19 protein-coding genes are annotated in these 22768 nt (G+C 45.2%); 10 read left to right on the top strand and 9 right to left on the bottom strand.

All coding sequences use genetic code 11. From position 1 onward, the window contains the following. Positions 1-26 precede the first annotated feature (26 nt). Positions 27-905 (bottom strand): LysR family transcriptional regulator, encoded by an 879-nt coding sequence (locus R7P35_RS09970; protein WP_005377700.1) that lies wholly within the window; start codon positions 903-905, stop codon positions 27-29. Between the two features lie 103 nt (positions 906-1008). Between R7P35_RS09970 and R7P35_RS09965 the strand changes: the two genes are divergently transcribed. Further along, positions 1009-1296 carry a putative quinol monooxygenase gene (locus R7P35_RS09965; RefSeq protein WP_005377698.1) on the top strand — a complete coding sequence of 96 codons (288 nt, stop codon included), beginning with the start codon at positions 1009-1011 and terminating at the stop codon, positions 1294-1296. Between the two features lie 11 nt (positions 1297-1307). Next, positions 1308-2285 carry a Gfo/Idh/MocA family protein gene (locus R7P35_RS09960; RefSeq protein ID WP_042522899.1) on the top strand — a complete coding sequence of 326 codons (978 nt, stop codon included), beginning with the start codon at positions 1308-1310 and terminating at the stop codon, positions 2283-2285. Between the two features lie 83 nt (positions 2286-2368). Here the strand turns inward: R7P35_RS09960 and R7P35_RS09955 are convergent, their stop codons facing one another. Next, entirely contained in the window at positions 2369-3055 is a 687-nt protein-coding gene (locus R7P35_RS09955) for a DNA-3-methyladenine glycosylase I (RefSeq protein WP_033006771.1), read from the bottom strand. Positions 3056-3141: 86 nt separating this feature from the next. Here R7P35_RS09955 and R7P35_RS09950 point away from each other — a divergent pair, with 86 nt between their 5' ends. Next, positions 3142-3336, top strand: coding sequence for a hypothetical protein (locus tag R7P35_RS09950; RefSeq protein WP_005377692.1), 195 nt, complete (start codon positions 3142-3144; stop codon positions 3334-3336). Positions 3337-3421: 85 nt separating this feature from the next. On the opposite strand, the gene R7P35_RS09945 is transcribed toward R7P35_RS09950, so the two are convergent. Genes R7P35_RS09945 through R7P35_RS09935 form a run of 3 tightly spaced genes read right to left on the bottom strand, consistent with a single transcriptional unit; the run spans position 3422 to position 8878 of the window. Then, positions 3422-6229: an Hsp70 family protein gene (locus R7P35_RS09945; RefSeq protein ID WP_318092033.1), complete on the bottom strand. Its 2808-nt coding sequence runs from the start codon at positions 6227-6229 to the stop codon at positions 3422-3424. Between the two features lie 55 nt (positions 6230-6284). Further along, the gene (locus R7P35_RS09940) at positions 6285-8246 is read right to left on the bottom strand and encodes an Hsp70 family protein (protein ID WP_213904928.1); all 1962 of its coding nucleotides are present in this window, start codon (positions 8244-8246) and stop codon (positions 6285-6287) included. Beyond that, the gene (locus tag R7P35_RS09935; RefSeq protein WP_033905247.1) at positions 8246-8878 is read right to left on the bottom strand and encodes a DUF2760 domain-containing protein; all 633 of its coding nucleotides are present in this window, start codon (positions 8876-8878) and stop codon (positions 8246-8248) included. Before R7P35_RS09935 ends, R7P35_RS09940 begins: the two co-directional genes overlap by 1 nt. A 291-nt stretch (positions 8879-9169) precedes the next feature. Here R7P35_RS09935 and R7P35_RS09930 point away from each other — a divergent pair, with 291 nt between their 5' ends. Then, positions 9170-10711, top strand: a complete 1542-nt coding sequence (locus tag R7P35_RS09930; protein WP_005377686.1) for a sensor domain-containing diguanylate cyclase — start codon at positions 9170-9172, stop codon at positions 10709-10711. A gap of 83 nt (positions 10712-10794) precedes the next feature. Further along, on the top strand, positions 10795-11325 hold the full coding sequence (locus tag R7P35_RS09925) for a 3'-5' exonuclease (protein WP_033905248.1): 531 nt from the start codon (positions 10795-10797) through the stop codon (positions 11323-11325). A 241-nt stretch (positions 11326-11566) separates the two neighbouring features. Here the strand turns inward: R7P35_RS09925 and R7P35_RS09920 are convergent, their stop codons facing one another. The 3 genes from R7P35_RS09920 to R7P35_RS09910 all read right to left on the bottom strand — a co-directional run bounded on the left by R7P35_RS09920 (position 11567) and on the right by R7P35_RS09910 (position 14497). Continuing rightward, entirely contained in the window at positions 11567-12007 is a 441-nt protein-coding gene (locus R7P35_RS09920) for a TerB family tellurite resistance protein (RefSeq protein WP_017820644.1), read from the bottom strand. Positions 12008-12196: 189 nt separating this feature from the next. Beyond that, positions 12197-14137: an alkaline phosphatase D family protein gene (locus tag R7P35_RS09915; RefSeq protein WP_318092030.1), complete on the bottom strand. Its 1941-nt coding sequence runs from the start codon at positions 14135-14137 to the stop codon at positions 12197-12199. Between the two features lie 9 nt (positions 14138-14146). Further along, complete coding sequence (locus R7P35_RS09910) at positions 14147-14497, bottom strand: hypothetical protein (protein ID WP_005377676.1); 351 nt, start codon at positions 14495-14497, stop codon at positions 14147-14149. 235 nt (positions 14498-14732) lie between these two features. On the opposite strand from R7P35_RS09910, the gene R7P35_RS09905 reads away from it, so the two are divergent. Then, the gene (locus R7P35_RS09905; protein ID WP_054865630.1) at positions 14733-16037 is read left to right on the top strand and encodes a MipA/OmpV family protein; all 1305 of its coding nucleotides are present in this window, start codon (positions 14733-14735) and stop codon (positions 16035-16037) included. Between the two features lie 65 nt (positions 16038-16102). Next, the gene (locus R7P35_RS09900) at positions 16103-16489 is read left to right on the top strand and encodes a hypothetical protein (protein ID WP_318092026.1); all 387 of its coding nucleotides are present in this window, start codon (positions 16103-16105) and stop codon (positions 16487-16489) included. Positions 16490-16583: 94 nt separating this feature from the next. Here R7P35_RS09900 and R7P35_RS09895 read toward each other — a convergent pair whose 3' ends face one another. After that, complete coding sequence (locus R7P35_RS09895; protein ID WP_005377667.1) at positions 16584-17168, bottom strand: FMN-dependent NADH-azoreductase; 585 nt, start codon at positions 17166-17168, stop codon at positions 16584-16586. Positions 17169-17353: 185 nt separating this feature from the next. Here R7P35_RS09895 and hrpA point away from each other — a divergent pair, with 185 nt between their 5' ends. The 3 genes from hrpA to R7P35_RS09880 all read left to right on the top strand — a co-directional run bounded on the left by hrpA (position 17354) and on the right by R7P35_RS09880 (position 22716). Continuing rightward, positions 17354-21340 (top strand): ATP-dependent RNA helicase HrpA, encoded by a 3987-nt coding sequence (hrpA, locus tag R7P35_RS09890; protein ID WP_318092025.1) that lies wholly within the window; start codon positions 17354-17356, stop codon positions 21338-21340. A gap of 181 nt (positions 21341-21521) precedes the next feature. Beyond that, on the top strand, positions 21522-22001 hold the full coding sequence (locus tag R7P35_RS09885; RefSeq protein ID WP_021033871.1) for an outer membrane beta-barrel protein: 480 nt from the start codon (positions 21522-21524) through the stop codon (positions 21999-22001). Positions 22002-22200: 199 nt separating this feature from the next. Next, positions 22201-22716, top strand: a complete 516-nt coding sequence (locus R7P35_RS09880) for an outer membrane beta-barrel protein (RefSeq protein ID WP_042522922.1) — start codon at positions 22201-22203, stop codon at positions 22714-22716. The last annotated feature ends 52 nt before the right edge of the window (positions 22717-22768 follow it).

Raw genomic sequence — 22768 nt, 5'->3', positions numbered from 1 at the left:
AATTGTCGCCGCTTTATGGGGTGACGTTATGGATTCACATGAGAAAGAATAAAATCGACCAAGGTACGGTTTTTAAGGGAAAGCTGTTTTGAACGGTAAAGCAGGTGGATCGGTTTTGGCTTGGGAGCATGTTGCTGCAGAATTTCTACCAAGGCACCAGATTGGATTTCCTGCTCAACTAAGATCTTTGGTTGCATAAGAACACCAGAGCTTTTTAACGCGGCGAACTTAAGTACATCGCCATTGTTAGACGTTAATCGGGTGTTGCTGTTTCCAAAGGTATTAGATGGCATGTTCACCACTTGTTGGCTTTCTCCTTGGTGATACTGAAACCCCAAACAATGATGGTGTGCTAAGTCATCAAGTGATTGGATAGGGGCATGTTGCTCAAGGTAAGAGGGTGAGGCGCAGTAAGTCATGTGGTATTCACCCAATTTTCTCGCGACTAACGACGAATCGACCAACTCACCGATTCGAATAATCACGTCAGCTTCGCTTCGATATGGGTCAATCAAATTGTTGTCCAACATTAGCTCAACGTTCAAATCGGGAAATTCAGCTAAGAAGTCAGCCACGATAGGAGCAATGACCTTTTTGCCATACGTGACAGGGCAGTTAACTTTTACAGTTCCGGTTGGACGGTTGATCAGCGTCTGGATCAGGTTCTCTGCGTTGGTGATGTCTTCAATAATGCGGTGGCACTCTTGGTAGTAGAGTCTGCCAGCTTCGGTCAGGGACTGTTTGCGCGTGGTGCGATGAATTAGCTGTGTACCTAAGCTTTGCTCAAGAAAGCTCACGTGCTTGCCAACCATGGTCGGTGAAATATCAAAGTGGTGTGCTGCATTACGAAAGCTGCCGTGTTCGACCACGTAAGCGAAAACCTTCATGCTTGTTAATTTATCCATTACACACCCAGAGTTGATAAAGAAATAACTAAAGCAGAGTTTATCAATCAAATGAGGTTAATTACAGTGGACGTATGATTAAGAATGGAGAAAGAGAGCCATCATGAGCGAGACGATTTTTGTTACCGCCGAACTGAAAATGAATGCCGATAAGCCAAGACAACAAGTGGTTGAAGCCATTGAACAATTTTGCCTTGATATGCAAAGCGAAGCGGGGTGCTTGCAAGCGAATGCGACCTACGATTCTACAGAACCACAACGTGTGATTCTTTGGGAGCGATATGAAAACCGCACCGCGATTGAAGCGCATTTTGCTATGCCGCATACACAAGCGTTTATTGCTGCTGAAGTGGCAGAGTTAGTCCAAGCATTCGAAACCCAAGCTCAATAGGAGAGGCGAACATGAAATGGGGCATTTTAGGCACAAGCTTTATCTCAGGTGTCATGGCTGAAGCAATCCAAGGCGATGACAAGAGTGAACTGTACGCGGTTGCTGGGCGTTCGGAGCAGAACTTAAAGACATTCGCTGAGCAATATGGCATCGAGAATACGTTCACCGATTACGATGCGTTGATTGCTGATGAGCAAGTCGACATTATTTACATCGCACTGCCAAATCACCTTCATCATGACTTTATCGTCAAAGCGGCAGAGCAGGGGAAAGCGATCCTGTGTGAAAAGTCACTGTCGGTAGATATGGAAAAAACCGAGTTGGCACTAAAAGCAGTCGAAACGCACAAGGTATTCTTTGCTGAAGGTTTGATGTACTTGCATCACCCGTTGATCAGCGAGTTGGTTTCTGTGCTTAAATCAGGAGAGATTGGTGAACTTCGCTCGATTCATACTTCTTATATTGCGTCGATTGCGCAGTTTGTGAATCCAGACAGTAAAGGTGCTTTGTATAACTTAGGTTGCTACCCAATGTCATTAGTGCATTTGGTGGTGAAAACCATGTTGGGTGAACAAGCCTTTGGAAACCGCTTTATGACGGCGATTGGCCGAAGAGGCCATGACGGTAATATCTGTGAATCGAGCTTAATGATGCAATTTGGTGAGCAACAAACGGCGATCGTACACACTGCCGAAGATCACGGATTGAAACACCAATTCACCATTCTGGGTAGCAAAGGCTGTATTACGTTAGATTCAAACCCATGGCTACCAACGCAAGAAAACCAGTTTAGTGTGGAAATTTACGAGACGTCGAAGCGCGAGGTGTCTGTATCGGCAGCTGGAGACGCTTTCTTCTATCAAGTGCGCAATATTCGCCAAGCGGTTGAAGCAGGGCGTACATCGTTAGAGAACCCTTGTGCAACATGGGAAGACTCTCACCGTATTATGCAGCTACTGACTGAGTGGGAATCACTGGCTTCAAAGTAAGTCTGTACTTGAACCAATGAACATAAAAACGGCGCACTAAATCCAATATTTGGTGCGCCGTTTTGTTTTGGGTTCAGTCTCTGTTAAATGCGATTATCGCCGGTGCTGAACGCAATGATTTGGCTGATTTCAGACAGGCTTCTGCCACTTTCTTGCTGCCATTGAACAAACGCTTTGTTGGTTGCATCGAGCGATTTTTTCGTATCTTTGCCACCTTCAATGATCTTGCAATTACGCAGGTAAGCTTCAACGTCGCTAGACAAGATGAAGGTATCAACGCCCATTTGGCGAAGTGTGTAAGGACCGGTATTGCCCCCTAGGCGATTACCGCGTTTCTTCAAATACGCCCACAGGTCGGTGATTTTCTCTTGCGGCCAATCGGCAACCATTTTGCCAAACGAGCCATATTCGATTTTTGCTTCGTGGATCATACGTGCGTTGGCAGGAATCGACATGACTTTAGTGAGGTGGCGAATGATGCGTTTGTCGGTTGCTTTGGTTTCCCATTGCTCATCTGACAGCATCAACAGCGGCTCAATCTTAAATCCGAAGAACACTTCTTCGAAGTTCGGCCACTTGTTGCGAACTACGCTCCACGAAATCCCACTTTGGAATACTTTCATCGAAAAAGCGGCCAGCCAACGGTCGTCGGGAATCGCTGTCAATTCTTCTTTGCTTAGTGGATGAGACAAAAGTGCTTCAAGTTGATCTTCACCACCTTTACGCTCAGCAGCGCGCTGATAAATCGCGTCAAATTTTTCGATACTCATAAAAGAAGTTAGTCCTAGTTTATGTCGATATTTGCGAAACATACTACGCTTAAGTGGCTGAATCGTAAATTGATGGAGTGTCACAAATGAAGAAGGTCACATTAACGTTTGTCGGGGAAGGTTCGGATCGTATTGCGGAAAAATTCTATGCGTGGATGACGGACGGTGGGTTAGAAGATAGCATGATTGAGAATTTATCTGACCGTGAAATCTCAGTGGTCGGCATCAGTGATATGGATAATGAAACACGTGATGTGGTGATCAATACGGAAATGAATTAACGAGTCGACTTTCGTCAGCAAGCAGAATCAGATAAAACAAAGCCCTTCACGAGAAGGGCTTTGTTGCGTTTATAAGCGTGAGAGCCTAGTTATTTACCAGCGTCAGACCGCTTGGCAGTGCATCACCGAAGATACGCTTCGATTCGCTCTCAGATAGCTCTTTGACTTCTTCAACCAATGATACCCAAGATTCAGGTACCTTGCTTTGCTTCAACTTAGCCAGTACCTGTTCACGGTAGTCGTCAGAGATATCGAATAGGCGGTCGCCCGTCTTACGACAAATCATTACGGCTGCGAAAGCGATCATTGGCTCTTTCTGCCAGTTCTGCTCTAACAGCTTAGGCAACCACTGTTCCGCTTGTTCACGAGGAACGACGTTATGCTGACTGCCATATAAAGGCGTACGTGATGCCAAGCGACCCATTGCCCACCAGTGTGCTTGTTCGAACTGGTTATGGTTGATGGCTTTGCTCAAGAACCACGTAGCCAATAGAACTTTGTCTTCGACTTCTAGATGCTCCAGAGAAGCTGACAAACGTACCATCGACTCGTAACCCATATCTTGTGCCGCTTTGGCGGATTGTGGGTTTTTCATCGCACCAGGATGTAGGTATTTCGCGATGTCCGCCAAGATGGTCTCTTGTTGCTCTTGGCTCAAGCCACCTGCGATACGACGCCAGAACACCCACCAGTCAGTCCAACCTTGATGGTTCTTAAACTGAATGTTTTGTTGGTAGAGACCCCAAACTTGCTCAATGCGCCATGAATCGGTTGGATCGCCAAAGCCCGGACGCAACGCAAAGCCCGCCAAACGAAGCCAGTTTTTCTCGTGTTGTTCAGAACGACGGCGACGCTTACGACCTTGCGCAAAGGTATCAAAAAGTTGACGTAGGGTAGTGAAATCCCACTCGTCACGTTTGCCCAGTTTCTTCTCAAGATCTTTGGCTAAGGTTTTGATCTCTTTGCTTTCTGCGCTTTTCTTATTACCGCTGTAAAGGCGAGCGATCAGCTCCTTACATTCGTTCAGTTTAGGGTGAAGCTTAACTTGTTCACTGTCGTCAGTTTGCTTGTTACGAACTTCGAATTCCAGCTCCCAACGTTTGCTGTCATCTTCTGCGCTGACACATTCCATCTTAAGCGTGCCGACTTCGGTCAACTGACACGCCAGTTGTACTTCCACGCGCTCTTTTTGGTTGGCTTGCAGTTCGGCGCCTTCACCTTCAAGAGTGGTGATATAAGGCGGAAGAGGAGCAAATAAGTCAGGATCAACGTCCACCATCACACCGTTTTGAATGGCAGTGTTATTGGTTAAGGTGTCGTGGGTAGAGGTCAGCAAGTTAAAGCGAACGGGCTCACCTAGGGTAAGCGAGAAACGACGACCACTTAAGCGGATCTCGTGACCTTCTTCTGTGCCTTTTGCAAGTAAACAGAGGGCTTTACCCATTTTGTTTTTTTCTTGTAGATGCAAGAAGTAAGAGCGTGCAGCACCACCACCAATTTTCAGTTGTGCGCCACGACGCGCTTTACCAAACGCAACCGCACCTAGTGCGACCGACCAATCTGGATGTGGGTTATCTAATACCGTAACTGGTGCGCCGCGCCAGTCAGAAAGTAGGGTAGTGACACGTTCAGTCACCAGAGCACTGTTGAACACGCCACCGTTCAGCAATAAGCCAACTGGGATCGCGTTGTGTTTGTCGTCTTCAATGCCAAGAGCGGCGCGAGATACTTGCTGATGCTGAGTTAAGAACTCGGCAACGTGCTTGCTCACCGCTGGGTCAGCAACGTATGGAAGACCAAACTCGACAACCGCGCTGCGGCGTTTGTCTGGCACTTCACTGAAATCAGAAAGCGGGAAGAAACCATCCAATGCGATTTGGTGCACTTCTTGTTTGCTTAGAGCAATACTCTTTGTGCCCCCAAGCAGCTTAGAACCACTGCCTAGCATGGTGATCTTTACTTCTTCAGGTGCACTCGTTGAGAGCAGGTTTTCTTTGGCTTTACGAGTTTGCTGAATAAGCTTGGTTAGGCTTGCAGCAGTGAGTTTTTTGGTTTGACTGAAGCGACTTTCAGCAAGGTGCGCTAACGCTAAGTCGAGGTTATCGCCACCTAGCATTAAGTGCTCACCAACGCCAATACGATCAAGTGCTAAGTCGTCATGAGTGAACTTAGCTTCGATAAGACTTAAGTCTGTTGTACCACCACCCACATCGCAAACAAGGATTAGTGGCAGATCTTTTAATTCGTCAGCCGTGGTTTGCTGGTGGCGTGCGTACCAGTCGTAACACACCGCCTGTGGCTCTTCAAGCAAGACGATTTTTTTCAAGCCAGCAAGCTCGGCGGCTTCAAGTGTCAGTTTACGTGCGGTTTCATCAAATGATGCCGGAACGGTGACAACTACGTCTTGGTCTTCGAGTTTGTTACTTGGATGACGGTAGTTCCATGCTTGACGAATATGATTGAGGTAACTTGCGCTGGCAATAACTGGCGAGACTTTATCCACGTCTTGCGCACCAGCCCAAGGAAGAATGTCTGAACTACGATCCACTGCTTGGTGCGATAGCCAGCTTTTAGCACTGGATACCTGACGTCCTTCCACCTTAGCGCCTAATTCACGAGCCCATTCACCCACGATCACATTACTAATGTCGCCAGATACCGGTTCGTTTTCCCAAGGAAGTGTTAGGTCAGAAGGGGAGATTTGACCAACTGCAGGGTGATAGCGGAAAGAGGGCAGCAATGGTTTACGAACCACTTCACCCGGACCAATCAATTGGTCGATGTCGAATAGGGATACTTCGGATTGTTCAAGGTTGTCGGTGATTTCACAGTACGCCACCACAGTGTTTGTGGTGCCAAGGTCAATACCAACAAGAAAACGAGGAGATGCCATACAAACCTTCGTGTATTTAAAAACGGCACCCGATTGGATGCCGTTTGATTTCTATTTATTCTTCTTCGTTTGAGTTGCTTTTCGCGTCTTCGCGCACATCGAACTCAACATGCCATTTTTGACCGTTATCAGCAGCAATGGCTTCTAAGTAAAGCGTACCAAGCTCAGTGACGCGAGAGGCTAGGGTTACCGGAACCACTTCGCCTTCACGACGACCTTCAGATACAGGGAGCGTTACTTGAATTTCTGGTAGCTCTTCGAGCTCTTCTGGTGCCCAGTAGTCTAGGTGAGTACCTGCTAGGTCATCACGACGAACCGTTGAGCCGAAGAATTGGAAGTTAACCGGCTGACCGATGATCAAACCAAACTCTTGGCTTGGTACGTCAACGCTGGAACCTTCTTCCATACCAAATGGTGCAACGCAAAGTGCTTCCATTGGAGGCGCCATGCCAGGAATCGCAGGCATCGCACTTTCGATACCCACGTAGTACGCCGAAGCAATACCACCACGGATACGAACGCCTTGACCACGACGTACAGAGCCGTAGTAAGCCGCACCGCTAGCAACCGCAAGGTCTAGATCCACACCTGTTAGGCGCTTCGCCATTTCTGCATCTGCTTCAATTAACCATTCGTTGATCGTGTCTTCTAGACGAGTTGCTAGAAGTTTCGATTTCAGAACACCACCGTTGAATAGGATTGCGGTTGGCTTGATGAAGTCAGCTGATTGGGCTGCATCCGCACCTGGCATACCAGGCATGTTAGCGAATGGGTTGAAATCTTGAGCTGCTTCGCCGCCATATCCTGAAGCGGAAAGGGCATTAGCTTGCTTAGACAAGAACGCTGCAATGTGACGAGTAATGCCCGCATCTTGTGCGTAAGGCAGACCCATTTGCGTTAGTGCACCACGGCTACGTTGAACAGGGTGGTCCGTAATCGCAACTTGAGGGAAGAAGCCGTCAACCAGTGTTTGTTGTACTTCTTCTTGAGTCAGTTCTGTTTTTAGCGTTGCGCCAAGCAGTTTAGAACCACGGCTTGGTACCACGATTGGCACTGACTGAAGCTCGCTGTCGTTCAATAGCGCTTCTTTAGCGTCACGACATGCGTGCGTCATTGCCTGAACTTGCCATGGCTGTAGCTCTTTGCCTTCTTGCGCTAGCTTCATCTTCAAGCGGTACGCAAGTGCAAGGTCCATGTTGTCACCGCCAAGTAGGATGTGTTCACCTACCGCAATACGGTTCAGAGTTAGGTTGCCGTCGTCTTCAGTTACTTCAACCAAAGAAAGGTCGGTTGTACCACCACCGATATCGACTACAAGCACGATGTCGCCAACTTCAACTTCGTCGCGCCATTTGTCGTTACTGTTATCGATCCAGTTGTAAAGCGCAGCTTGTGGCTCTTCTAGAAGCGTTAGGTGCACAAAACCAACGTTGCGTGCTGCTTCTGCAGTTAGATCGCGAGCAGCAGGATCAAAGGAAGCAGGAACCGTAATAGTCACGTCTTGATCGGCAAGGTTGTGATTTGGATTGGTGTGATTCCAAGCGTCTTTTAGGTGCTCTAGGTAAAGCTCTGTCGCACGAAGAGGGGATACTTTTTCCACTTCTTCTGGGCTACCTGTTGGTAGGAAGGCATCACGACGGTTCACACCTGCGTGGCAAAGCCAAGATTTCGCACTTGCCACAAGGCGAATTGGTGTTTTTGAACCTAGGTTACGTGCAATTGCACCAACCAGCGCTTTTGGCTCGCTCGACCACGGAAGAACGCGTGATTGCGGGTTCATTTCGTGCTCGTGTGGTTGGTAAAGGAAAGAGCCTAACTGGCTACGAGTCTCTACCGTACCCGGCGCAGTCAACTGCGGGATTGGCATCACTTCAACGCGAGCGTCTTCGTTGTGTGTATCAACAAAAGACATAACACAGTGTGTTGTACCTAAGTCGATACCAACACTGAATTTAGGCGTCTGTTGAGTTTCAACAGACGCTTCTTGAGAATGGTTTTCTTGGTTCATGTGTTCCATTACAGCTCAACCTCAGCTGGAGCGATCACAGATGCATCGTAGTTCTCAGCAAGTTTAGGCAACGTCATTGATGTTGCTTTCCAGCCTTTGTGAACTAGCGTGCCGTTGAATGGCGCGCTGCCTGTTACGTTGCCAGTTAGGCGGATTTGTTGTGGGTTGAAGCCTTCTTCAACCGTAATGCGAGTTTCTTCGTCTTCGTTACGAACGTGCGCTAGCGTCACGTAGTCGTTCAGTACTTTCTGACCGCCAGTGTGGATTACGCGAGCAGCTGCGCCTACTTCTTCATCAGAGAATGACGTTAGGTCTTCTTTTAGGAAGTCAATCAGACGAGCTTCTTGTTGCATGATAGAAAGCAGCTGCATTGCAGAGTCCGTTGATGCGGTTGCAAGTTTTGATTCAACTTCTACAACACGCTCTACGACTTTCTCTACTTCCACTACTTTTTCTACTTCAACGATCTTCTCAACTGGTTTCTCAACCTCGACGATTTTCTCGACTGGTTTTTCTACCACTTTCTCGACCACTTTTGATTTGCGCGACACTGCAACTAGAAGAAGCAAAACGCTCGATGCGGTTAGGCCTGCGTGAAGCATATCGAACGTTTGAGGAATTAGGTTCAAATCAATGTTCATGACGTTTTTTCTCTTTCTATTGATTTATTGGTGCTCAGTATTGGCTCATATTTGTTCACTAAAACGATCGTCTTTGCGATCTTGCACCAAGTTTAGACATTAAAATGATGACGGATGGTAGCATATTCAAGGCTTAAGGCTGTAATAATTCGTGACTATACCGTACGAACAGAGTGAAAAATCGACGATCAGACTCCCCAATATAGGTTGTTGCTTGATGTTTGTGCATTGCTAACGCAGTATTTCAATAGATCCCGAAGTTTAACTTACGGAAGTATCAAAAATTACGATATGACACAAAGCACCGCTCATAAGAGCTTTATAAAACGACATTCAGACTCTATTTTAGCTTTTTTGGCGACTTTATGTGTCACTGCTGGTGTAGTTGGTGCTGCTTATACAATGCAGCAACGGTATACACAGACGACGTTTGATACTTTAGCCGACCGACAAGCAGAATCACTTAAAGCAAACGTCGAGAATGATCTAAAGTTCATTGGTGCGGGCGCAAACTTTTTCCATTCGATTGAGCGAAGCTATTGGCCATCGTTTCCGATGTATGCGGAACAAGTGATTAACAGCTCGCGAAGTCTCATTGGACTTCAATGGATGCAAAAGGTCGAATTCGAAGATCTTGATGAACATATTTTAAAGACCCGTCAAAAATTTCCAAACTTCCAACCGTTTACCGTTCCTAAAGATGGTCCCAAAACCTACGGGTACATTTTTGAACACAATGAGCCAATTTTTATCGCGTCGGATATCTACCCAAGAACACCGGAAAACCTTTCTCTATTGGGTTTCTATTTTTCGCGCAAACGCTTCGATTTAATCTTGGATGATATTTCCGAAAATGGGCGAGCGAATGTCTCGGATAAAGTTCGCTTACTGCAAGATGGTTATGACAAGTCCATACCTAAGACTGGGTTGCTGGTGTTCCATCCAGTGTTCGACTTCGAGAACAAATATTTATTAGGAGTAGTGACCGGTGTTATCCGAAGTACGGTTTACTTTGAGGATTTGATTACGAAAACCGCGACGGAGCTCGATATGTCGGTGCGCGTAGAAGATTTGGGATTCGACGCAGCAGATGACCCTGTTCTCTTTCAAAGTGCTAGCTGGGATAACATTCGAGGAACCGTTATAAGCCGAACCATTCAACTGCCTAACCGTGAATGGCGTATTGACTTTAAACTTTCTGACGCAGTCTCAGCTTGGGAGCGTTCTATTTTAGCGGGCACGACGCTAGCCGGATTGGTAATCGCCTTTTTGATCAGTTGGATTGTGAATTTACAGTCTCGAGAAAAAGAGCGCTTAGCGGTCATGTTGGAGCTCAAAACCGTTGAATTAAAAAGAATGGCAGAGCGAGACCCTCTAACTCAACTACTGAATCGCCGAGCATTCAACGATCACTTGCTTAATCAGATAAACAAAGGTGTTAACTTCGCCTTGGTTGGTTTTGATATCGACCACTTCAAAGTGATTAATGACAAACACGGCCATTTAGGTGGAGATGAAGCGTTGCAACATGTCACTAAGCTGGTCAGTGCTAATTTAAAACCGGGAGATAAGTTTTACCGCGCTGGTGGTGACGAGTTTTGTATTATTTCTAAAGTCATTGATAGAGCAGTGCTAGAAGCTTACCTAGAAAAGTTACGGAGTGTTGTGGCAAGTACGGCTTTTGATTATGGTGATGCGTCAATCATCTGTACGTTGAGTATCGGTGCGGTTATCCATAAAGAAGAAGATCCTGAGAGCTTGTATCACAAAATGGACAGTCAACTCTATTTGAGTAAAAAAAACGGCCGTAATAATGTGTCGATCGGCGATTAAATGGGCGCACAAATTCGAGTTTTACGCCTTGTTACGATAGAATCGCACGCTTTAAATTTTTATGTTAGGAACCAAGGCAAACTATGAACCATAACCGTATTGTATGCTTCGATTTAGAAATGTGTTGCTGGAACGAAAATGGCGTCGGCAGCACGGGTGAAATTATCGAAGTGGGGTTAGCTGAAATAGATTTGTCTAAAGGTGAGATAGTCAAGCGTGCTCAATACTACGTGAAACCAGAACACGATGAAGTGTCTCTGTTTTGCGCTGAGTTAACGGGCATCACACCACGTAAGATTGAAAAACAAGGACGCCCACTAGAAGAAGTGCTTAAATCCATGGTTAAGAACTTCGGTGGTCGCAACAAAATCTTTGCATCTTGGGGGCGAGATGACCTCATTCTTCTAGAAGAGTGTAAGCAAAAAGGTATTGAAGCACCGTTCACAGAGTTCATCAACTTAGCGACACTCTACCGTATTCAAAATCGTCTTAAAGATAGACGTATAGGCCATCGAGCCGCTCAAGAAGCAAAAGGAATAGACTGGGAAGGGCGTCAACACTCTGGCTATGTAGATGCATACAACTTAGCTAAGCTTGCTTTGACCATGTTTTAGTTATTCGAACCTAGCTAGCTTGTAATTAAATAATCATCCAACCATTGTTGTTTTGTCATGCAGTCTGTTTAGTGTGGAAAGAGCTAAACACATACCTTGACCAGTATTTTAATAACAATGTCGTTGGCTTATTGAAAAACGCGCAGAGTGCGCGTTTTTTTATGGCTACAGAAGCGATATCTGTTGTCATTCTAGGGGTAGCTTAGAGTTAGCCAGCGACTTATATACTCATCTCGTCACTTTACTGAGACTGTAACTTCGCTCGAATGAACTCGCTGTGATCAACATAGAGTAGCTCTGCTGTTTTACGGATCACCGCGTCTTCTAGCGGGTCAATTTCGCCGTCTGCGTAAGCGACTTCCCACATGCTTTTGATTAAGTTGTAACGAGTTTCTTGAGTCAGTTCTCTTAGTTGAGAGGTAAAGTCGTACAGCGAAGCGGAATCTTTTATTTTCTGTTGCGCTTGCTCTAACAAAGTATTTGATTCTTCTTCATTTAACGAAAGCAGTTTCATCAATAAAGAGCGCTTTGTTTCTTGTTCTCTATCATCGACACTATGGTCTGCGCCAGAAACTTCACAAAGCAAACACGCGATAGCCATGTTAGGGGAAAGTGTGTTGGTTTGGCTTAAATCAGAGCCATCAATGAGTTGTTTAAATAATGATGTGAGAGAATTAAACATAATGAACACCGAGCTATTGTTTATTTGGTTAACATGGTAATAAATACGGAAGATCTCAAGGTGCGATACCAAATTTAGCACGCCGTTGACATTTAAGAACGGCCACTTTCTCCCCAAAAAAACTAAACTCCTGAGTTAGTTCAAGGTGACTTGCCTCTTACAAAGGGCAAGTCATTTTGGGATTGATACTCAGCTTTCAGCACGTGTCGGTGGAAAATGAACTTCGTCACCATCACTCGTCAGAATACTAATTTGACTTGGTTTGCCTTCATCATCAAGGCGTAGCTCACCAATGGCACTATGGTTAACCAAGCGATAAAAGTTGTGCGTACTTGGTGCGCGTTTGTAAATCTTGAGTCGTTTACGTTTTGTGAACCAGTTTAAAGGTGAGCGAGGGCTGTATAGCAGTCTATCTAGGCCATCACAAATATTGAGCAGTTGTGTAGGGAACTGATTTTTAATTCCACTACAGGTGATTTGATAGATATTCGGACTGTTTTTTCGATAGCGGAGCTTAATATCGTATGCAAAAGAGTAGTGTACGTCGCCAGAGAGAATAACAAAGTTAGTTGGTGTCTTTGTGTGTGTGAAAATACTAATAAGAGTATTCGCACTTCCGGGGTGAGCCATCCAGTTTTCAGCATCAACCATCAATGGTTTACCAAGCATGGTCACCACACGTTGTAGTGCTTCGATAAATTTCACACCAAACATTGGCGCGGCAGAAACAATAACAACTTTGTCTTGGTGCACGAGTTCTTGGTGGAACTCAATCATCGCTTCCCAGTCCATTAAGCCAGAAGGTTTGTTCATTTTAGACTCAGAACGCCAGCGTCTGGTTCGTGTATCTAGCACGACAACTTTTGGTGTCGTAGGAATGGTGTAGTGCCAATTCTCAAAGCGATACAAATATTGAATAAATGCATCTTGGGTTTGCGAGGTTCGCTCATCGATAAAGCGTTGAGCGAGGCTCATAAATTCATCATTGAATTTTTCTGGCGCATTTCCCCAACCTTGGCAAACCCAGTAAGCAATCAAGCTATTACCGATAATGCGTTTTGCAAACGTGTTGCTGTATGCGGCTTGTTCCCAGCCTATGGTGAGATTCCAATCGTCGGTGACATCGTGATCATCAAAAATCATATAGGTTGGAATGTGAGCGAGTAAGCGTTGAACCTTGTCCAGACCTGCGACGAATTTATCAATTTGTTTTTTTTCTTCGCGCCATTGCTGCTGCCATTTGGGTTCAAGAACTTCTCCGCCGACAGTAAATTCGTTTTCTAATAAACGATCCGTTCGAACAAGCTTCCACAAGGTCGGAGACCAAACCAATAAGTACATTGCAAAGCACTCAGCAAAGCTTATTAGGTGATTCTCACACTCTTTGGCGCTGAATATTGGTGTCCCTCGGTGTGGAAAAAACTTACTTAGTAAACTGTCATCACTCACATAATGAGGCAACAATTTATCTCGACCATAATAGCAAGCAGGGTGTTGGTAGAGCTCATTGGTATTTTTTATCGGAGCTTGATCGAATTCTTCGCCTGGCAAACCCAATAAAGCTATGACTTGCTCAATGGCATCGAGAGTGGGGCCTGCAACATGGTCTGCATAGATTTGATCACCACTCATGATGAGCATATCCGGTCTTTCTTCAATGGATTGAGACGCGATTTTATGATCCGCAGCGACCAATGTATCATCACTGAAGTGATGGGGATTACGGCAAGAGCCATGTAGGAGATAATCCGCTTTTTCACTAACGAGGAACTCAATACCCAAGTTTGGCGTATTATCTCGCTCATAAGTCAGGTGAGGGAGCAGTTCCGTCACTAATCCATATGGCGTTTTTATTTGATAGCGTAACGCTTGATGGGTTGGAAACTCGCCTTCTAATTTAAGTAAGCAACACCACGCATTGAGGCCGATTTGAAGCTGTTCTTTTTGTTCACTTAAAGGGGCTTGATAAAGGATGGAGGCATTTTCATCCGTAATTTGCACCATACCCTCCAAGCGTTGGGTGGTGACTAGCCAAATATTGATTTCAGTTGCGGTCACTTTACGTAGGATCGGACCTGCAACGACAAGAGGAAGTGAAGAAATTTCAGTCGTGTTCATCAATGCTGGCAAAACGGCTCCTTATGTGTCAGCTTCTTCTTCTAATATTTCGATAACTTGCGAGCTACTAAGTTCATGTCCCATAAGGAACAAACCAAGCATCGCATCGGCTTTTGACGCGTTATCACTGTCTTCATCCAAAATTTGCTGAAGCCGAGTTCTAATTAAGTCGATTTCGTGTTCGACGAAGCCACGCCCTTCTTCGTCACCTTGACCATCTTCTGGTGCATTATCAAAGTGCAAAAACAACATGTCACCATCGAGTTGAGTCCCTATCAACCTCTCTGGCAGCCATGCTTCTCCCATCACAATGTCTGGGTCTGTGTCTGCGGGTAAATGATTCAAGGTAGAGATGAGTTCTGATGCTTTCACTTTTTACTTCATTATGTTTGATTTAGAACTAAGCTAGAGTTTAAGCGCTTGTTGTAATGGTAAAATATTCGCAAACAAGCTCACCTAGTCATGCAATATTAATATGATCATGGGACTCAAACTGTCACGAGGATGACAACATTTGCCATTGTAACGGCTATCATCAGCAGAACATAAGCTTTTAATGGCAAATCATTGATGTTTGCCTGCTTCTCAACCAACATTTTTCGAACTCATGAAGAGATTAATTCTAACAACACTCGCTTTACCTTTAGCTGCGGCAGTTTCTTCTGCGCATGGTGCAGACGAACAAACGTGGGGGATTGCTGCGATGTATCGCACAGCATCGATTCCGTTTTACACCGCCGATAATGACTCTACGGTGAGTACATTTGTACCAATGATGTTCTTTGAAAACGAACATGTGTATATCAATGGCATTGAAGGTGGCGCTTTTTTGTATAACGAGAGTGATTCCGACTGGCGCGCGAGCGCACTCATGCGATTGAGATTTGTCGATATTCCCATGTCGCTACAAAATGCTAATGAAGGGGACAGAGTCGATTTCGGTGGGCAAGTGCGTTATAGCATTAACGACACTTGGCGCGCAGAAGTAGAGTTGATGACGGACGACGAACTCCAGTTTCACTCTAATTACCGCCTTGCTGCCAATTATGTATTTGGTGATTGGGAATTAGAGCCATCGATTACGATTCGATACAAAGACGCTGATTTCAATAGTGAATATTATTCCTTTAAGGATATTACTGGCGAGAGAATTGGAGCTGGGCTTGACACCAATCTTGGTATTAAAGCGCGTTACCATGTAACTTCAAATTTGTATTTATTGGGTGAGACGAGTGTTACTCGCTTAGATGATAACGCCTACAACAGTCAGCTTGTAGAAGATCGGTATCAGGGAGAAGTGTTTGTTGGTTTTGGCTTTTTCAACGATAAAAGCCAAGCTCCGAAACCAACACTGAGCAATAAAGCATATCTACGTATTGCGCATGGTTGGGCGACGCCTTCGAACATCGGTGAAATATTTAGCTTTGAGAGAGAAAGAGACCCATACGACAATCAACTTACTTCATTGTTTTATGGGCATCCATTAACGGATGAGCTGTTTGGTTTTCCTCTTGATATTTATTTAACGCCAGGGTTGGTTCATCACTGGTCGTCCAGTGTTCAGTCTGCGAGCACAGAATACGTCATGGCGATTAAGGCTTATTATACGGTTAATTGGCCTACGACTTGGCGATTTGGTGTAGCGGAAGGTATGTCATACATTGATAGCATTACCTATATTGAAGGCACAGAAATGGAAGACAAGGGTTATACACCAAGCAAGTTGCTCAACTACCTAGATTTCTCGTTTGATGTCAATGTAGGCGATCTCTTCAACCAAAAGAGCTGGAACAATATGTGGGTGGGCTATTCATTGCATCACCGCTCGGCGATTTTTGAAAGCGCTTCCCAGTTTGGGCGAATTAAAGGTGGGAGCAACTACAATACTATTTATTTCCAGTTCGAGTTTTAGCGCATCGCGAGATGCATATAGGTCGGATTTGCAACTGACTTATTTATCGCCCATTATGAGTAAAGATGAATAATACTATGCTGCTTTCAACGAGAAATTTCGTATATCGTGCCAGAGTTAAGGCTGTTTGTGATGCATCTGATGAATCGGATGGCATGAACACCATGAGTATCGACTCCTCATTCAATATTCAAATTGAAACGATAAATTGTACTAACTATGAATTTGCTAAACGCTTTTTTGCCATTCACGGAGAAGGGCATTTGGAGGGAGATGAATGGTTGGTGTTGTACGTCAACTCTCTAGACGTTAAGGCGGGAGACAATATAGAAATCCGTAGCGATGTCGCGTTTAATGCGATGATCGAGAATATGATAAGCGAAGCTGAGCGGTCTTTAGAAAAAGTCTACCTCGATGCAATACGCAACTTGGAGAAAGTGAATCGTCTTTGACGATGTAAGAGACCCTATAAATACGATCAAGGCATCAGGATCCAAAAAGGGATTAGCGCGAACCAATCCCTTTTGTATTCTGGTTTATTCTAACTTACGCCATTGTTGCAAGTTGGCTTTGCGCTTCTGAAATGCCTTTTGCAGCTGCATCTTCACCCATGTTTAGCGCTTCTGCGTAAACAAATTCTACATCAGTGATTCCTACAAAACCCAGTACAGTGCGTAGGTATGGCGTAACGTTGTCAGTTGGTGAATCTTTATGAATACCACCACGAGTCGTTACTACAATCGCCTTTTTACCTTCAATCAAACCTTGAACGCCGTTTTCTGTGTATTTGAATGTCACGCCTGCACGAGCAATCAAATCAATCCAGTTTTTAAGCTGAGTCGGGATGGTGAAGTTGTACATTGGAGCGGCAATAACCAAAGTGTCTGCGGCCTTTACTTCTTCAATAAGGGTGTCAGACAAGTCGACTACCGCTTGCTGTTCTTGTGAAAGATCTTCCGTAGCGCGCAGTGCAGTCGCAACGGCGAAGTCCAAAACAGGTAGCGGGTTTGCAGCCAAGTCACGAACAGTAAGCTTGTCTTGGTCTACATTTTTGATGAAGTCTTCAACCAATTTGTTTGATTGAGAGTAATCGCCAAGGATGCTTGATTTTAGAGCTAGTACACGAGACATAATGGTTATTCCTTAAATAAGTGCTTTCGACTATGGGAGCCATTATAAGCAACGTGAGTGAGTTCAAAAGCCTAGCGATTCGCTGAACATGTTCGAAAAAATTGAATGAGCTTTCGGTTATCTTGTTACAGATCTTGTGTGATACAATCCGCGCAGTTTTTGTAATGAAAAGAATAGGAAACGCTTTGACTTCGTCACAGCCCCCAAAAAAGAATCTAGCTGAAGAGCAAGCGACACCGTCAAATGGTGCGCAAAAAGCGACAGCGAAACAAGCTCAAACACCTCAGGCTCAAGTGAATAGTGCTGCATCTCTGCGTAAAGCGCTGAATCAGTGCATGATGCGCGACCGTTTCCGCTTGAGTAAACGTATTTCTGGTGCAAGCAAAATTAAGAAGGACGCAGCGCGTAATGCTGTGTTCGACGAAATCGCATTAGACATCGCCAAATCCATGATGGTTGTGGAGCAACGTAGTAGCTACAAACCAACGATTGAATACCCTGAAATTCTTCCAGTCAGCCAAAAACGCGACGATATTGCGAAAGCGATCGAAGAAAACCAAGTGGTTATCGTCGCGGGTGAAACCGGTTCAGGTAAAACCACTCAGCTACCCAAAATCTGTGCTGAGCTTGGTCGCGGTAAATTTGGTCTGATTGGTCATACTCAGCCTCGTCGTCTTGCAGCGCGTTCGGTTGCTAACCGTATTGCCGAAGAGATGGAAACCAAGCTTGGTGAGTTTGTTGGTTACAAGGTTCGATTCAACGATCAGATCTCTGAAAATACCCAAATCAAATTGATGACGGACGGTATCTTGCTAGCTGAAATTCAGCATGACCGTTTCTTGAATCAATACGACACCATCATTATCGATGAAGCGCACGAGCGCAGCCTCAACATCGATTTCATCTTGGGTTACTTGAAAGAGTTGCTGCCACGTCGTCCTGATTTGAAAGTGATCATCACGTCGGCAACCATCGACCCAGAACGCTTCTCAAAACACTTCAACAATGCACCAATCATTGAAGTATCGGGTCGTACTTACCCAGTAGAAACACGTTACCGCCCACTAAGCGGTGATGACGACAATGATCGTGACCAGCTTGAAGGCATCTTCGAAGCGGTAGATGAACTGTGCGATGAAGGTTTAGGTGACATCCTGATTTTCATGAACGGTGAACGTGAAATCCGTGATACCGCAGATGCATTGTCCAAACGTAATCTGAAGAGCACGGAAATTGTGCCGCTTTACGCGCGTTTGTCGGCAGGTGAGCAGAATAAGATTTTCCAACCTCACACTGGTCGCCGAATTGTACTGGCAACCAACGTGGCAGAAACCTCGCTAACTGTTCCGGGTATTAAGTACGTTATTGACCCGGGTACAGCGCGTATTAGCCGATACAGTTACCGTACCAAGGTTCAGCGTCTTCCAATCGAGCCAGTTTCTCAGGCGAGTGCGAACCAGCGAAAAGGTCGTTGTGGTCGTGTGGAAGAGGGTATTTGTATTCGTCTGTACTCAGAGGAAGATTTTGAGTCACGCCCAGAGTTTACTGATCCTGAAATCCTGCGTACCAACCTAGCGTCGGTTATCTTGCAAATGACGGCACTTGGTTTGGGTGATATTCAAGCGTTTCCGTTTGTGGAAGCACCGGATAAACGTAACATCCAAGACGGCGTGCGTTTGCTGGAAGAGCTTGGTGCGATTAACTCTGAGGTAAAAGACCCGAAAAAGAGCCTGACTTCCATTGGTCGCCAATTAGCGCGTTTGCCAATCGATCCGCGCTTGGCGCGTATGGTATTGGAAGCGCCAAAATATGGTGCGCTTAAAGAAGTGATGATCATTGCAGCGGCCTTGTCGATTCAAGATCCACGCGAACGTCCTTCAGATAAACAACAATCTTCAGACGATAAACATCGTCGCTTCTTCCATGAAGAGTCGGACTTCCTGACATTTGTGAATTTGTGGGAATACATCCAAAAGCAGCAAAAAGCCTTGTCTAGCAATCAGTTCCGCAAACAGTGTAAGCAAGACTATTTGAACTACTTGCGCGTTCGCGAGTGGCAAGACGTGTACTTCCAAATTCATCAGTCGATGCGTGAGATGGAGTTCAAGCTTAACGATGAGCCCGCTTCTTACCATGGCGTACACAGTGCCATTTTGGTTGGTTTGCTGTCGCACATCGGCATGAAAGACCAAGAAAAGAATGAATATCAAGGCGCGCGTAACGCTCGCTTTCATATCTTCCCAGCATCGGGATTATTCAAGAAACAACCTAAATGGATTATGTCAGCCGAGCTGGTGGAAACCTCGAAACTTTGGGGCCGCATTATTGCCAAGATTCAGCCAGAATGGATTGAGCCGTTAGCTAAACACCTTATTAAGCGCAGTTACAGCGAACCGCATTGGTCGAAGAAACGTGCTGCGGTGATGGCGCACGAAAAAGTGATGCTTTACGGCGTACCAATCGTACCGAAACGCTTGGTCAACTACGGCAGTATCGATTCGATCGTAAGTCGCGAAATCTTCATTCGTAGTGCATTGGTTGAGGGTGAATGGGAAACCAAACACGCGTTCTTTAAGCAAAACCGTAAGCTTCTGCAAGAAGTGGAAGAGCTTGAGCATAAATCTCGTCGTCGAGACATCTTAGTGGATGATGATGAGCTGTTTGATTTCTATGACCAACGCGTTGGCACCGAAGTGGTGTCTGGTAAGCATTTCGATACGTGGTGGAAAAAGGCATCTAAAGAAAATCCGGAACTGCTGAACTTTGAAAAAGAGATGCTGTTCAAGGGTGATGCTAGCCATGTGACCGATTTGGATTACCCGAACTTCTGGCATCAAAATGGTTTGAAGCTCAAATTGAGTTACCAATTTGAACCAGGCGATGATAGTGACGGTGTCACAGTGCATTTGCCGTTGCCGATTTTAAACCAAGTTGAACCAGCGGGCTTTGACTGGCAGATCCCAGGTTTACGCCATGAGCTTGTGGTTAGCTTGATTAAATCGTTGCCAAAGACAATTCGTAAGAACTTTGTGCCTGCGCCGAACTATGCCGATGCATTCTTAGCGCGCGTTACGCCAATGGAAGCGCCGCTGTTAGATTCATTGGAGAAAGAGTTGCGACGCATGACGGGCGTAGAAGTGCTGCGTGAAGACTGGAACTTGGAACAAGTACCTGAGCACTTGAAAGTCACGTTTCGTGCGGTTGATCACCGAAATCGTAAACTGAAGGAAAACAAAGACCTTCATGAACTGAAAGAAAGTTTGAAAGACAAAGTTCAAGAAACGCTTTCCAAAGTTGCGGATGACGATATCGAACAGCAAGGTCTGCATACGTGGAGTTTTGGAGAATTGCCGAAAGTGTATCAACAAAAACGTGGCGGCTACGATGTAAAAGCGTATCCGGCGCTTGTTGATACCAAAGACAGCGTTGAAATCAAACTCTACGAAACGGAGTACGAGCAGATAACGGCAATGCGTGCTGGTCAGCGTCGCCTAATTTTATTGAACGTACCGTCGCCAATTAAATATTTGCACGCCAACTTACCGAACAAATCGAAGCTGGGTCTGTACTTTAATCCATACGGCAAAGTGCTTGATCTGATAGATGACTGCATTGCCTGTGGTGTCGATAAGCTTATTGAAGAGCAGGGTGGTTTAGTTTGGGAGCCAGAGAAGTTCGAAGCGTTGAAAGAACACGTTCGTGCTGAATTGGGTGACACCGTTGTAGAGATTGCTCAACAGGTTGAGACTATTCTGACCACGGCGTTTAGCATCAATAAGAAGCTAAAAGGCAAGATCGACTTCACAATGGCGTTTGCTCTGTCCGATATCAAAGCACAAATTGAAGGCTTGATCTTCAAAGGCTTTGCAACGGAATGTGGCTGGAAACGCTTGCCGGATATTCTTCGCTACATGCGCGCGATAGAGCGTCGTATGGAGAAGTTGCCAATCGATCCAAACAAAGATCGTTTACATATGCTGAAGATTGAATCTGTGACTCAAGACTATAAAGAGTTGCTGAACAAGATCCCGAAAGGTGTGGCCATTCCTGAAAATGTAAAAGAAGTGCGTTGGATGATTGAAGAGCTTCGCGTGAGTTACTTTGCTCAACAATTAGGCACTCCTTATCCTGTTTCTGATAAACGAGTCAAAAACGCGATTGATGCTTGCTAATCAACCAGTAAAATAGTGTCAGATTTGTAATTATCGCTTAAGAAGTTGCTGGTACACTAATTGCTAGTAACTCAATAAGCATTATTTTTAGTTCTGGGAGGCAATAGTTCGCCTCCCTTTATTTGTAGTACCAACGACTGAGTTATGCAGACGTGGGAATAATAAAGAGTAAAGGTAGATGATGAAAAAAACTCTATTAGCAGTGGCGCTACTTGGCGCATCTTCTGCGGCAATGGCGGATTCTTGGATTTACGGTGGTGCAACAGTAGGTCAGTCTGACTACAAAGGTGAGACGGACACATCATACTCTGTTCACGTTGGTACAGGCATTCTACCTATCATTGGTGTTGAAGCTGGTGTAACACAACACGGTGAGTTCAACGTAAATGGTCAAGACACTAAGCTAACTTCTTACTACGCAGCACTTAAGCCAAGTATCGACTTCGGTCCGCTACACGTGTACGCAAAAGGTGGTTTCCATCAGTGGGACAAAAAAGTGAAAGGCGGCAAAGACGATGACGATTTGGACCTAATGTACGGTGTGGGTGCTGAGTACTTCATTTTTGGCCCGATGTCTGTTGGTGCTAGCTACATGAACTACACTGCTGGTAAAGACGATATCAGCACGTTCTCTGTTAACGCAACACTACATTTCCTATAAGCGTCAAGCTTTCTAACACCATATGAAACACACCGGCTTTATGTCGGTGTTTTTTTGTCTGGAAGTCACAAAACAAAAGTTGAACATAAATTATTCACTTTTAGAGTCTTAAAATGCCTATGCTTTCCAATATATAGTGGCGATTAAATGCGCATATTTGCGTAATGTTTCGCTTAGGAATCGATCAGGAAGGGATAGTATGAAAAAAACACTCTCGTTATTCGCTCTAACGTTGTGCTCAACGTCAGCAATGGCTGACTCTTGGATTTACGCTGGTGGCCAAATTGGTCAGTCCGATATCGACAGCGAAAATGATACAACCTACGGTATTCATGTCGGTACTGGTATTTTGCCGTTCATTGGCATTGAAGCAGGCTACTTTAATCACGGCAAAGTGGATTTATCTTTGAGTGGCAGCAGGGGTAGTGCTGATTTTGATTCATTCTATTTAGCGGCGAAACCTAGTATCGACTTCGGCCCGTTACACGTTTACGCAAAAGGCGGCATCAATGCATTCAACGTTGATTATGACGGCGGACTGAGAAACTTAGACAAAGATGATGGCGTCTCTTACATGTATAGTGTTGGTGCCGAATACTTCTTGCTTGACAATGTGTCTGTGGGCGCGAGTTATCAAGCGTTTGGCGTGGATATTGAAGGCGATAGCGATACCGTTAGCAGCGTAACAGGGAACATCACCTTCCATTTCTTATAACGCTCGCTGGATGAAAGGTTTGCTGATTTGGTTTCGTCGTTAATTGTGAAAC

Origin of the sequence: Vibrio sp. Vb0304 (assembly GCF_033338995.1) — a bacterium.
Lineage (GTDB): Bacteria > Pseudomonadota > Gammaproteobacteria > Enterobacterales > Vibrionaceae > Vibrio > Vibrio alginolyticus.
This window is presented reverse-complemented; position numbering and strand designations above follow the sequence as displayed.

Bases quoted from the DNA above. Each gene is read 5' to 3' on its own strand.
- R7P35_RS09920 (WP_017820644.1), bottom strand. From the start codon at position 12,007: ATGTTTAATTCTCTCACATCATTATTTAAACAACTCATTGATGGCTCT.
- R7P35_RS09960 (WP_042522899.1), top strand. From the start codon at position 1,308: ATGAAATGGGGCATTTTAGGCACAAGCTTTATCTCAGGTGTCATGGCT.
- R7P35_RS09925 (WP_033905248.1), top strand. From the start codon at position 10,795: ATGAACCATAACCGTATTGTATGCTTCGATTTAGAAATGTGTTGCTGG.
- R7P35_RS09940 (WP_213904928.1), bottom strand. From the start codon at position 8,246: ATGGAACACATGAACCAAGAAAACCATTCTCAAGAAGCGTCTGTTGAA.
- R7P35_RS09880 (WP_042522922.1), top strand. From the start codon at position 22,201: ATGAAAAAAACACTCTCGTTATTCGCTCTAACGTTGTGCTCAACGTCA.
- R7P35_RS09895 (WP_005377667.1), bottom strand. From the start codon at position 17,168: ATGTCTCGTGTACTAGCTCTAAAATCAAGCATCCTTGGCGATTACTCT.
- R7P35_RS09970 (WP_005377700.1), bottom strand. From the start codon at position 905: ATGGATAAATTAACAAGCATGAAGGTTTTCGCTTACGTGGTCGAACAC.
- R7P35_RS09885 (WP_021033871.1), top strand. From the start codon at position 21,522: ATGAAAAAAACTCTATTAGCAGTGGCGCTACTTGGCGCATCTTCTGCG.
- R7P35_RS09965 (WP_005377698.1), top strand. From the start codon at position 1,009: ATGAGCGAGACGATTTTTGTTACCGCCGAACTGAAAATGAATGCCGAT.
- R7P35_RS09905 (WP_054865630.1), top strand. From the start codon at position 14,733: ATGAAGAGATTAATTCTAACAACACTCGCTTTACCTTTAGCTGCGGCA.
- R7P35_RS09945 (WP_318092033.1), bottom strand. From the start codon at position 6,229: ATGGCATCTCCTCGTTTTCTTGTTGGTATTGACCTTGGCACCACAAAC.
- R7P35_RS09900 (WP_318092026.1), top strand. From the start codon at position 16,103: ATGAATAATACTATGCTGCTTTCAACGAGAAATTTCGTATATCGTGCC.
- R7P35_RS09935 (WP_033905247.1), bottom strand. From the start codon at position 8,878: ATGAACATTGATTTGAACCTAATTCCTCAAACGTTCGATATGCTTCAC.
- R7P35_RS09955 (WP_033006771.1), bottom strand. From the start codon at position 3,055: ATGAGTATCGAAAAATTTGACGCGATTTATCAGCGCGCTGCTGAGCGT.
- R7P35_RS09930 (WP_005377686.1), top strand. From the start codon at position 9,170: ATGACACAAAGCACCGCTCATAAGAGCTTTATAAAACGACATTCAGAC.
- R7P35_RS09950 (WP_005377692.1), top strand. From the start codon at position 3,142: ATGAAGAAGGTCACATTAACGTTTGTCGGGGAAGGTTCGGATCGTATT.